Origin of the sequence: Salinibacter sp. (assembly GCF_042218895.1) — a bacterium.
In the GTDB taxonomy this organism is placed as follows: Bacteria; Bacteroidota; Rhodothermia; order Rhodothermales; family Salinibacteraceae; genus Salinibacter.
Window position 1 is genome coordinate 1 of the sequence record NZ_JBDGQQ010000186.1, and the last position, 11,485, is coordinate 11,485.

An 11,485-nucleotide genomic window follows, 5' to 3' on the forward strand; every position below is an offset into this window, starting at 1 on the left:
CCTCGATCGAGCCCTGGAGGTTGCGCGGCGTGACCGACACGGTGTGGGTGGCGGTGTGCGACCCGCTCGTGGCGACGACGGTGTACTGCCCGGCGTCCTCCGCCACGAACCGCCCGTCGTTCCCAATCTCGGCGGCGGCGCCCGGTGCCCGCGGCTCGGTATGATCGGTGCGGACCGCATACTGAATGGGGGCGTCGCCCACGGCGGTGCCGGCCTCCGTTCGGGCCGTGGCCGCAAAGTCGAGCACGTCGCCTGTGCGGGCCGAGTCGGCCCCGCCGCTCAGCGTCAGCGACGCGATGGGGTTCTCCATCACCTCCACGGTCGTCGTGGCCTCGTGTCCCTTGGCGCGGGCCGTGAGGGTGACGCGGCCCGGTGTCGTTGCTTGGATGCGGTGCAGGCGGTCGACCGTGGCGACGTCGGAATCGCTACTCTCGACCCGCACGCGCACATCTTCTCGCTCGCGGTCGTTGGCCGACAGGGCCTTCACGGATAGCGGGACCTGCGTGCCCGCGTAGACCTGCTCCGGCGGCGCGTCGAAGGTCACCGTCGCCACGGCCGGCTGCGGGATCGTGACGGAGAAGCGCTTGATGATCCGGTCCTGCGTCTCGGTGCCGGGCCGCAGGGCAATCACTTCGTGGGTGCCGGGCGCCTCGGCCGTGACCTTGCCGCTGCGGGACGTGGGCGCCCCGTCGCTGCGGGAGAAGAAGACGACGGTGGTGTCGCGCGTGCGTTCGCCATCCGGGCCCACATAAAAGGCCTTGAGTTGCTGGCTCTGGCCGACCTGGAGGGTGGGATTGGCGGGTTCGATCTCGAGGGACTGCGCCGCGACGGGAGGGACGGCGAGGAGAACAGACGCGACGGCGACGAGCACCGTCGCGATAGCAGAACGATCGGGCATGAGCGGGCAGGGGAAGCGATGAAGAACAGGCAGGGAGGGTGGGTATCTTCACAATTTGTTTCCACAGGTCCGTCCCCGCCAAGTTTCCCGACGGCTGCGTCATGTCCCCTGCTGCCACTTCTATTAAGCCGACAGACGTCTCTCAGAGTTTACTTTTTTCCTCACAGGCTCTACGTTTTCGATACATCACTTCTTCACGTTTTCGGGACAAATCTTAGCACGCCCATGAGCACGCCAGAGACCTACGCCGCAGACGAGTCGATCCGGCGACAGGAGCTTCTCGACGACGCGTTTGCATCCTCAACCCGCACCCTTCTCAATGATCTGTCAGTTCCGGATGGGGCCGAGGTCCTCGACGTGGGATGTGGCATCGGGCGGACCACACGGCATCTCCGGGAGCGGCTCCCTGAACCCGCGCGTGTTATCGGCCTTGACGCCGATTCTGATCTCCTGGCCGCCGCACAGGACCGGAGCGATCCTGACAGCTCGGTCGACCTGGAGTACCAAGAGGGAGCCGCGGAGGACCTTCCTTTTGAGGACGACCGCTTTGACGTGGTCTACGCCCGTTTCCTCCTGACCCACCTGCCGGAACCGGACGACGCCGTCGAGGAGTTTCGGCGCGTCTGCCGGCCGGGGGGTGTCGTGGCGGCGCAGGAGCCGGACTTTGCGTCGCTGGGGACCTGGCCGCCGAGCCGGGCCTATGAGACGATTCGGGAGTTGGCCGGAGCAATTCTCGACCCGCAGATGGGCCGGAAGACGTGGGGACTTTTTCGGGCAGCCGGCATCGAGGGGCCGGAGGGGACCGGCGAGCCGGCGGTGCAGGCCGTGGTGCCCGTCGAGACGGACGACACTGTCGTGCGGGAGCTGTACACGATGAGTGTCGAGGTGACGGCCGGGGCGCTTCTGGAGAAGGGAGAGCTGGGGCCCGAGGAGCACGAAGCGCTGGTGGCGGACGCGCGCCAAGTTGAGGAGGACCCCGACCGGCTGACGGCAGCCTACACGGTCTACTCGGTCTGGGGACAGGTGTAGCGGGGCAACCCTTGCTGTCGGAATCGAACTGCTTCTAGCGACCGTACGGAAGCGGGTAGGGCACCGATTGTAGGTGGAGTAGGGACCGGGGCAGGCGGCCCCTTCACCTTTCAACGGGCAGATTGTGCCCGGATTGCACGGGCGAACATGGACGTGAGGGCGCGGGCGCACCAACGGTCTGCCCCCGAAGAACGGGGCGGTAGATGGCCGCCGCGAGATGCGATCGCCGCAGGAGAGGCTCCCCGAACGAAACCGGCCGGACAGGATGCACATGGGGAACTGAGCGGAGAGAGAAGACATCCTCGCAGGATAGCCGTGCCCGCAGATGGGCACGTCCATCGTACTCAGTCCCAGCGCTGGATTCTTCACCCGCCCACTCTGCACTGAGCCTCGCGCTGTAGGGCACGTGCTTTCCTTGCAGGACCCAGCTACCAAAACACAGCGTCCTGATTGGCGGCTGCCTGGCTCACGAACTGATACACACCCCCAGTGTGAGCGTCCTGTGCCTGGCTTGCCGTCCCCACGGTCTCTGAGATCCCAATCCCCTCAGGGTGCGGCGTCGGGAACGACGGTTGACTAGTTCATGGGGGCACCCGGGCACGATGGGACTACTTGTATCTCCGGAGTTCAGGCGGCACTTTGGTTGCGCCTCGACGCCGTTCGAGCACCTGAGACGAAGGCCTGTTCCTAGCCCGCTCCCTTGACTCGACTACAGCATGACGACGCCTGATCGTACACCGGTAAAGGTAGGGCTCGTGACGGCCGCATCGCTCGTCGTCGCGAACATGATTGGCACCGGCATCTTCACGAGCGTCGGTTTTCAGGTGAAGTACCTGGACTCGTCGTTCGCACTGTTGATGCTGTGGGCCGTGGGAGGGGGGCTGGCGCTCTGCGGCGCGCTCGTATACGGCGAGCTGGGAGCGGCCCTGCCTCGGTCCGGAGGCGAATACCACCTCATCTCGGAGCTGTATCACCCGTCGCTCGGCTTCATCGTGGGGTGGATTACGGCGACGCTCGGCTTTGCGGGCCCCATCGCCCTGGCCGCCATCGCGTTCGGCGACTACACGACGGCGGTGTTCCCAAGTCTCTCCTCCGTCCATCTGGCCGCCGGCATCGTAGTTCTGTGCTCGGCCATTCACGCAACGAGCATCACGTGGGGCAGCCGGTTCCAGAACGCCTTTACCGGCCTGAAAGTGCTGCTCATCCTCGTGTTTGTCGCCTCGGCCCTCCAGGCCAATCCGTCGCACACCATCTCGATCGTGCCGGACGCCAAGGGACTCGCGGAAATCGTGAGTCCGGGCTTCGCGGTGTCCCTCGTGTTCGTGACGTACGCGTACGCGGGCTGGAATGGCGCGGTCTACATCGTCGGCGAGATCCGCGATCCGCAGCGCAACATGCCCCGCTCCCTGGTGCTGGGTACCGGGCTCGTGACGGTTCTCTACCTCTTGCTCACGTTCGTCTTCCTCTACACTGTGCCCGCCAGTGAGATGGCCGGGGAGGTAGAAGTGGGATACCTCTCGGGGAAGGTGATCTTCGGCGACATCGGGGGACAGGTGATGTCCCTCTTCATCGCTCTGCTCCTCGTGTCGACGGTGAGCGCAATGGTGTACTTGGGTCCCCGGGTCACGCAGGCGATGGGCGAGGACTCCCGCCCGCTGCGCTGGCTCGCCGTTACCAACGACCGCGGCATCCCGGTCAACTCGATTCTCTTCCAGATGGCCCTCTCCCTGGCCTTCATCTACACCTCGACGTTCGAGCAGGTGCTCATCTACGCCGGCTTTACGCTCACCCTCTCCATGATCCTCACTGTTGCGGGCGTGTTCGTACTGCGCTGGCGGATGCCACACGTGGAGCGTCCGTACACCACGTGGGGCTATCCGGTCCCGCCTCTCGTCTTCCTGGCCGTCAACACCTGGATTCTCGTCTACGTGTTCATCGACAAGCCCACCGAATCACTGGTGGGGCTCGGCATCGTGGGCGTCGGGGCGCTGCTGTACCTTGTTAGCCGCTGGCTCATCTTCGACGAGGCCTCCCCCGAAGAAGCCCCGGCAGAGTCCTCGTCGTGACCCACGACCGGGGTCGGCCTCACAGACGAAGGTTGAGCCGGGCGAAGTAGAAGGCCCCGTTGAAGCCCTGCTGCACCGGCGCGTAGTCGAACACGCCGAAGAAAGAGTTCCCCGGAATTTGCTTGTCGGGGAAGTTATTGAACAGGTTGTTGGCGCCCACGCTGAGCGTGGCCTCTTCGCTAATTTGGTACGACGCAGTGGCATCCACGACCCATTGCGGACTGTGCGTCTGATTTCCGGCGAATCCGGGACGAATCTGCTCCCCGAAGCGGACCGTGCGCACGAGGAGTGAGACGGGCCCGCGCTCAAGATCCGCCGAGAGGGTGAGCTTCGACTCCGGATTGCTCTCCGTCAGGAAGCCCTGCTGCTGCCGGCCGAAGAATGTGCTCCGCAGATCCTCTCCATCATAATTCTGGCGGACCGTAGCAGGAATGTTCAGTGCCTCGATCTCGGTGTCGTTGAAATTGGCCGACGCCGAGAGGTCGGCGGTGCCCAGATCCGTGCGGAGCCGGTATGTCGCCACCACGTCGAGCCCCTGCGTCTTGGTGTCTGCCCCGTTGGCGAAGAGCTGGGCGTTTTGGGCGCCCACCTCTCGGAGCAGCTCTGCGATGCCGGGGCTGCTTCCGAAGGTGCCCGTCAGGACCACGCGGTCGTCGACGTTGATCTGATAGGCATCGATCGTCAGGTCGAGATTCTCAATCGGACTGGCCGTAATGCCCGCACTGTAGTTGCGCGAGCGCTCCTCGTCCAGCCGCGGAAAGCCGAGCACCCGGGCCACCTCGCTGTCGTTACTGAACGTGCCGATGTTGACGAGTTCGCCCTCGTCGTTGAGGTCCGTGCGCACCTCGTTGAAGTAGAGCTGGTGCAGCGAGGGGGCGCGGAAGCCGTTGCTGATTGAGCCGCGCAGGTTCAGCCGCCCGTCGAAGAGGCCCAGTCGGGCGGCGAGCCGCCCGTTCAGGGTGCGGCCGAAGTCGCTGTAGTTCTCGAAGCGCCCGGCGGCCGTCACCAAAAGCTGCTCGGTCAAGTTCCACTCTGTGTCCACGTACGCGGCAACATTGCTGCGGGTGCGGTCCACCTCGTTCTCAGGCCGGAAGCCTACGAAGCCTTGCGAGCCCGGGTCCTTCCCAAGCGTGTCGCGCGTCACGAGTTGACCATCCTCGACGAGTTGCACCCGGCCGTAGTCGCGGTACGAGGCCTCCTCCCCGGCAAAAATCTGATAGTGGTCGATCCGGTAGGCGCCGCCAAAGGCCACGTTCACGCCGGCCAGCACGTCGGCAAAGAAGCGGGAGACATCGAGATTCGCCGTGTTCTGGCTGAAGGCATGCTTGCCGGCGTAGATGCTGGTTGGACTCGCCTGCAGGAGCGACGCGTTCACCGTGTTGTCCATCTGGTAGTCTAGGCTGTTGCGGCCAAAGGTGTTGCTCAGGTCCCAATTCCAGCCGCCAATGGTGCCCTTTACGCCGATCGTGATGGACTGGTCGACGACGTCGGAGTTCATCTCCGGCTGGAACCCATTTGGAAACAGCCTGGGATTCTCGTTGGACGGCAGCCACGGCATCGCCGCCGTGCTAAAGGGCCGACGACGGAAGGGGGCACCGATCCCATTCTTGTAGGAGAGGCCGCCGAAGGCGTAGAGCGTGGCGCCGTTCTGCAGGCCGAACTCCGAGTTGAGGAAGACCGCGCCCTGCTGAATGCCCGACTGGCCCACGCGGTAGTAAAAGTCTTTCCGAGTCAGCCCACGTTCCCGGAGAATCTGATTGTCCCGCTGACGCACCTGATCGGGATTGTTGGCCAGCGGGTAGGCGAACGCGAAGGGCGGACTCACCGGCTGGTTAAAGAGAATGAGCTGGTTTCCGTCGGTGATGTTCGTTCGCTGCCGGTCCTTGAACATGCCGGTGACGTTCACGAAGCCGTTGTCCCCCACGTCGAACCCGTAGTTCGCCTCCACCTTCACGAGGTCGCCGCCACGCACTTCGCGGGCGCCGGTCGTCACGCTGGCAGTCAGCTGGTTGGTGGCCTCTTTCAACTGCAGATTGATGACCCCCGCGATGGCGTCGGAGCCGTACTGGGCAGAGGCGCCGTTCCGGAGCACCTCGATCTGCGAGACGGCCGCTGCCGGAATGGCGTTCAGGTCCGTGCCTGCAGCGCCACGGCCTACCGTGTTTAACGTGTTTATGAGCGAGCTCTTGTGGCGGCGCTTGCCGTTAACGAGGACGAGCAACTGGTCCGGCGGCAGGCTGCGGAGCGTGGCCGGATCCACGAACTCCGTCGCGTCGGCTGCCGACTGCCGGTTGACCTGGAACGAGGGAGCGGTGTAGTTCAGCAGCTGGTTGAGATCCGTCTGCGGGGACTCCACGGTGAGCTGGTCGACGGAAATGGCGTCGACCGGGACGGCCGACCGCAGGGCCGATCGGCCCTGGGCCCGGCTTCCCACGACCACGACATTGTCGAGCGTGGATCCGGGCTGAAGCCGAAAGCGAACCTGCGCGGTGCCCCCCGCCTCCACCTCAATCTCTTTCTGGACTGCGGTGTACCCGACAAAGCTTGCACGGACTGTGAGCCGACCCGGGGGCACCGACAACACAAAACGGCCTTCCGTGTCGGTCGACGTGCCCCGCTGGGTTCCAATTACTTTCAGGTTGGCCCCGACGAGGGGGTCGCCCGACTCGGCATCCACCACCCGCCCCTCGATAGTACCAGGGGCCTGTGCTTGAGCCGTTACCGGCGCGAGGAGCAGCATGAGCCCGAAGAGCAGCGCTGTTCCGGCCCACCGGGCCCTGCGCTTGCACGAGCATATGGACGAAACGAGACGAGTCTGAGGCATGGGACCAGTTGACGGTAGAGATTCACACAAGTTTGGGCTTTTAATGTAAGGAGGTATCGCTAGGGAGAACATAGAAATTTTCGTTAGGGTCTTCGCCCGAACGTCCCGTGCCGGTGGGGATAGCACCCACTGTCCGTCCGAAAGAAGAAATCTGTGCTTCAGGCGCCCCGACGCCGTCATATGCCGTACGCGACCGTCGATAACGTTCGTCTCCACTACAACGATCAGGGCTCCGGCCCGCCTCTCCTGTTGGTACATGGCTTGGGGTCTAGCAGTCGAGACTGGGCCGCACAGGCACGGTACTTTACCGAACGCCACCGCGTTCTGCGCGTCGACCTGCGCGGCCACGGTCGGTCCGAACGAGGGCAGCGGCCCTACCACATCGCGCAGTTTGCGCGGGATGTCGCCGTGCTTCTACGCGAGCTCGGCGTTGCCCCTGTCCACGTTGCGGGCTTGTCCATGGGGGGCATGGTGGCCCTCGAACTGGGAGCCGGGGCTCCTCAGCTCGTACGCAGCCTTGTCGTCGTCAACAGCACGGTCGACATGCGTCTCCACTCCTGGCACGACGTGTGGTTCTACGCCTCGCGCCGGCTGGCCGTGCAGGCGCTCGGCATGCGCCGAGTGGGGCGCCTCCTTGCCCGGAAGCTCTTCGTAAAGCCGAGCCAGGAGGAGCTCCGGCGCAAGTTCGTCAGACGCTGGTCGCAGAACGACAAGCAGGCCTACCTCTGGTCGGTCGACGCAATCATGCGATGGAGCGTTGCGGATCGCCTCGACCGCATCACTGCGCCTGCTCTCCTCGTGTCGTCGGACGAGGACTACACGCCGGTGGCCACCAAGAATCGGATTGCCGCCCAGATGCCCAACGCCGAGCTTGCGGTCGTCGAGGATGCCCGCCACGCACTGCCCGTTGAAAAACCAGACGTGTTCAACGAGCTCGTCGACGACTTCCTGGCCCGTGTCTCTGGCGAAAAAGAGGGCGAATGCTCACGGCCACGGCCGTCGGAAGAGGTGCGGAGAGGCGTCGCTCGGGGGAGGTAGGGACCTGCGGACTCGGAGACGGACGGGTGCCGGCGGTGCCGCGGGCCACGGAAGCGCGCGGTTCAGGACGCCAGGCGACTCGTGGGCGTTCTAAAAGTGAACGCCCGTCAGTGCACGCAACTGCCAGCGTTGATGTTGATCGTGGTGCCGATGGCGAAACTGATCATTGGGAAGGGTTGACCGCGGTGAGCGTGGAAAACGAAACGAAGGGACGTGGTGACCAACGAGGTCCCCCCTCGGATGATCAACCCGGTTGTCTGTAAGCACGGTGTAGGCTTAAAGCTTGACGACGACAGGCGCTTCTACAGGCGAGGATGGAGGGCGACACAGGGCTCCCTCGCAGACCAGCCGAGACGAGGACATAGCCTCCTCTGGGAGATCCGAGGAAGGAAGGGCAACGAACAAGGTGCGCCCAGCCAGCTGAACAGCTGCGAACTCGGTGCCCTTCGGAGCCTCGAGTCCCGTAGAGGTCCGGGTGGGCTGGAGTCGAATAGAGGCCGGAGGTCCGACTGTTTGCTTCAGGAAGGAGAAAAAGGAGCGCTCCACGTCCTGGAGGCTCAGCATCGCCGAGAACGCTGCGGGTGAACGCACGCTGTCATCGCTCGTGACGAACTGAGTTGAGGCGAACGTACGGATGTATCCTGCGGGCGCGCCTTCTACGGGAAATCGCACCCCGTTTTGCCCCACTTCTTCGAAACGCATAATACAGTCCGAACAGTTCGTCAAGGAACAGTAGAGAGACCCGGGGGTCGTGCGGACCGTGCACGAGCCTGAATCCTCCTTGCATTCACACGACACTACAGGCTCTGAACTGTCTGACACCGCGGTCACCTCTCCGTCCCTGCTCTGCGTAATGAGTTGGTACTCCGAAGACACGTGTAATGTCACCTCCGATCCAAACTCGAGCGTTTCGTCATCCTTGATCGTCACGCCACCAGGGGTCGAGAGCTCCGCGTCCGATTTTGGGTACCAAATTGCCGAGCCGCAGACCCGGGTGGAAGTAGGTCCTCCTTCGTAGAGAGAAATGCTGCCATCCAACTGCCCCGAAGAGAGCATATCCTGATCACAACCGGCGAAAATGAATATCGAAAGAATGAAAAACAAAAAGGGACGGAAATAGAATTGCCTATTTATATGGTACATGGTATAGACGTGAACGGTTTTTGGGAAAACTTGGCTGTAGTGGAAAATCTCACGGAGATATAAAGACATCCTCGGAGGGAACCTCCTCGCCGTCCACCTTATAGGTCGTATCGCAGGACCTACACCCACCTACCGCTAGACAAGTCACCTTCCGTTCCTCCCAGTCGAAAACCTCCGTACACGACCCGCCATCCTTGCACGTGCACTCGACCGTGACGTCGCTCGTGGAAGCATGCGGTGCTACCTGACCGACGGCTTCATTTCACTTGATTATCTTCACTTTGTTTGAAATTTCAACGGGTAAGGTATTCGATCGAACAGAAAAAAACGAAGAAAGTGTGAATATGAGAATCGCGGTGGCCTTATCCGATCTCATAGGACCGTTCCCTTCCGTAGGAGGCGCGTGGGGGCTGCAGCGGGAGCCGACTAGACTAGGTTTCTTATCGACGGCTTCTCGGCCCCCCAACCGAAGAACACCGAAACAGCTGCGTGACAGTTCGGGTCTGCCAGTGGCGACGGAGGACCATCGGCGGCGTCTGTGCTGTGTCGGCTGACGCCACGCCGAAGCGAATGTGGCCGATCGGGCGGCGGTCGGTCGTCTTGACGGTCACGCGCCACTCGCCCGCCGGACGTACGCCTTGAACGTATCGTCCCGGTAGCTGCTACGACCCCATCCTGCCGCGCGGAAGGTGCGGCGCGTCCAGCGAGCCCCAGCGGTTCCTGGGGCGACGACCGATGAGTCGTCCTGAAATCATCGGGAGGCAGATCGCCGCGGGGAAAGGAAGGCGAACACCCCGGAAAGGAGAGGGCAGATCCGATGATCGCCCAGAGCACCGGAAAGCTCTGGTTCCCGACCGTGGCGAGAAACGGTTCCGGTAGTCCCATCTGGCGCCCTAGCCAAAGTCCCAGGAAGGCGCCGATGAAGCCAACGACGATGGAGATCAGGCAACCGTCGCGGGCGTACCCGGAGCGTGCTTGCCTGAGGCGCCCGACGAGGGGCCGCGATGAGGCGAAGGAGCAGCAGTTGGCCCAGTGTCAGGGCGCTACTTCTGCCTGCTGGAGAGTTGGCGTGGCCAACGGTTCAGTGTACGTAGCTCCCGGCGTTGACGTCGATAGTGGTGCCGGTGGCGTGGTCGGCCCGACCGCTGGCGAGGAAGGCGACGAAGGCGGCAACGTCCTCAGGTTCGGTCAATCGGTCGAGCGCAAGGTCATCCGTGACGTAGTCTTCCCCGTATTCGTCGATGAAGTCCTGTGCCATGTCCGTTCGGGTGAAGCCAGGCGCCAGGACAAAGGCCTTGATGTCGTCGTTGCCGAAGCCGCGGGCAATGGAGCGCGTGAGGGCCACGAGGCCGGCCTTCGAGGCGGCGTAGCTCAGGTAGTCGGGCGTGTCGCCCCGGAAGGCGGCGCGGGAGGCCACGCTGATGATTCGTCCTCCCAGGGGCGCCCGCGACCGGAAGTGACGGAGGGCGTGTCGACAGAGCAGTTCGGGGGCCCGCAGGTTTACATGCATCGTCTCCGTCCACGCCTCGTCCCACGTCTCGGCATCGGCGTCCAGCGGGGCCTGCACGGCCACCCCAGCATTAAGCACCACGGCGTCGAGCCGGCCGTACGCGTCGACCACGCGATCGACGAGCTGATCGGTGGCTTCAAGATCCGAGAGGTCGGCCTGGAAGGGTCGGGCCCCTTGGCCGCAGGCGTCGGCAACCTCGGCCGCGGCGTCCTCGCTGCGCCCATAGTGAACAGCTACGCTAGCGTCGGCGCCGGCAAGGGCCTCGGCACTGGCACGACCGATGCCCCGGCTTGCGCCGGTGACGAGGATGACCTGATCGGAAAGATCGATATGCATGGCGAGCAGCGAGCGGAAGAGTAGCCCGGGGCCTGCGGAGCGCGCACTCGGCGGCGCCGCGGCTCAGCTGTTCGGCGAGGGCAGATCGGGCTTCTTCACACCCACGGCCTCAGCGTCGGGCGTGGACGTATTCTCTTGCGGGCGACGCCACAGCGGGACGGAGGAGCAGGGCTCTCCGTACATCAGCTTCCGCGCCACGTCCTGCAGCTTTTGCGTGGCCTGAACGTACGCCATCTCCGGGACGAGGTCGCTGCCACATCCCTTAATGACAACGGGCCTGTCCTCGAACGTCGACCAATCCTCGTCCTCGAGAGCCTGTGCGAAGTGTTCACGACGGAGGTCCTCTGCACGGCCAACGGTGGTGGAGCGGGCCACGTCGTGGAGCTCCGAGGCAATGAGCATGTACCCCCAGGTGGGCACGATGGCGTCCGTCGAGCAGTACAGCGCGACATGCTCCCCGTCGTACTGCGACCAGTCGTGGGTCTCCACCTCGTCCCGGAACGCCTTCTCTTTCAGCATCAGTCCCTCTACCAGGAAGGTGCTGATGTCGAGCTCCGTGATGGGACGGCCATCCCACAGATCCTCTAGGTTGTAAACCTCGATTTCACTTTGCGCGACGCGGTTCTCGATCGGCTCCATGG

Annotated in this window: 8 protein-coding genes; 3 read left to right on the forward strand and 5 right to left on the reverse strand. The window is 63.7% G+C overall.

The window, feature by feature from the left end; all coding sequences use genetic code 11:
• On the reverse strand, positions 1–898 hold an 898-nt coding region (locus ABEL04_RS15090; RefSeq protein ID WP_375803229.1), incomplete at its 3' end, for an Ig-like domain-containing protein.
• 225 nt (positions 899–1,123) lie between these two features.
• On the opposite strand from ABEL04_RS15090, the gene ABEL04_RS15095 reads away from it, so the two are divergent.
• Both ABEL04_RS15095 and ABEL04_RS15100 read left to right on the forward strand, forming a co-directional pair.
• Positions 1,124–1,927 (forward strand): class I SAM-dependent methyltransferase, encoded by an 804-nt coding sequence (locus tag ABEL04_RS15095; RefSeq protein ID WP_375803230.1) that lies wholly within the window; start codon positions 1,124–1,126, stop codon positions 1,925–1,927.
• Positions 1,928–2,643: 716 nt separating this feature from the next.
• Positions 2,644–3,993: an APC family permease gene (locus ABEL04_RS15100; RefSeq protein ID WP_375803231.1), complete on the forward strand. Its 1,350-nt coding sequence runs from the start codon at positions 2,644–2,646 to the stop codon at positions 3,991–3,993.
• Between the two features lie 19 nt (positions 3,994–4,012).
• Here the strand turns inward: ABEL04_RS15100 and ABEL04_RS15105 are convergent, their stop codons facing one another.
• Positions 4,013–6,817, reverse strand: a complete 2,805-nt coding sequence (locus tag ABEL04_RS15105; RefSeq protein ID WP_375803232.1) for a TonB-dependent receptor domain-containing protein — start codon at positions 6,815–6,817, stop codon at positions 4,013–4,015.
• A 180-nt stretch (positions 6,818–6,997) separates the two neighbouring features.
• On the opposite strand from ABEL04_RS15105, the gene ABEL04_RS15110 reads away from it, so the two are divergent.
• On the forward strand, positions 6,998–7,855 hold the full coding sequence (locus tag ABEL04_RS15110) for an alpha/beta fold hydrolase (RefSeq protein ID WP_375803233.1): 858 nt from the start codon (positions 6,998–7,000) through the stop codon (positions 7,853–7,855).
• Between the two features lie 276 nt (positions 7,856–8,131).
• On the opposite strand, the gene ABEL04_RS15115 is transcribed toward ABEL04_RS15110, so the two are convergent.
• The 3 genes from ABEL04_RS15115 to ABEL04_RS15125 all read right to left on the reverse strand — a co-directional run.
• Positions 8,132–8,557 (reverse strand): hypothetical protein, encoded by a 426-nt coding sequence (locus tag ABEL04_RS15115; RefSeq protein ID WP_375803234.1) that lies wholly within the window; start codon positions 8,555–8,557, stop codon positions 8,132–8,134.
• Between the two features lie 1,522 nt (positions 8,558–10,079).
• On the reverse strand, positions 10,080–10,844 hold the full coding sequence (locus ABEL04_RS15120; RefSeq protein WP_375803235.1) for an SDR family NAD(P)-dependent oxidoreductase: 765 nt from the start codon (positions 10,842–10,844) through the stop codon (positions 10,080–10,082).
• Positions 10,845–10,907: 63 nt separating this feature from the next.
• Positions 10,908–11,485 (reverse strand): DUF2480 family protein (locus ABEL04_RS15125; protein ID WP_375803236.1); only part of this gene is annotated, 578 nt, incomplete at its 5' end.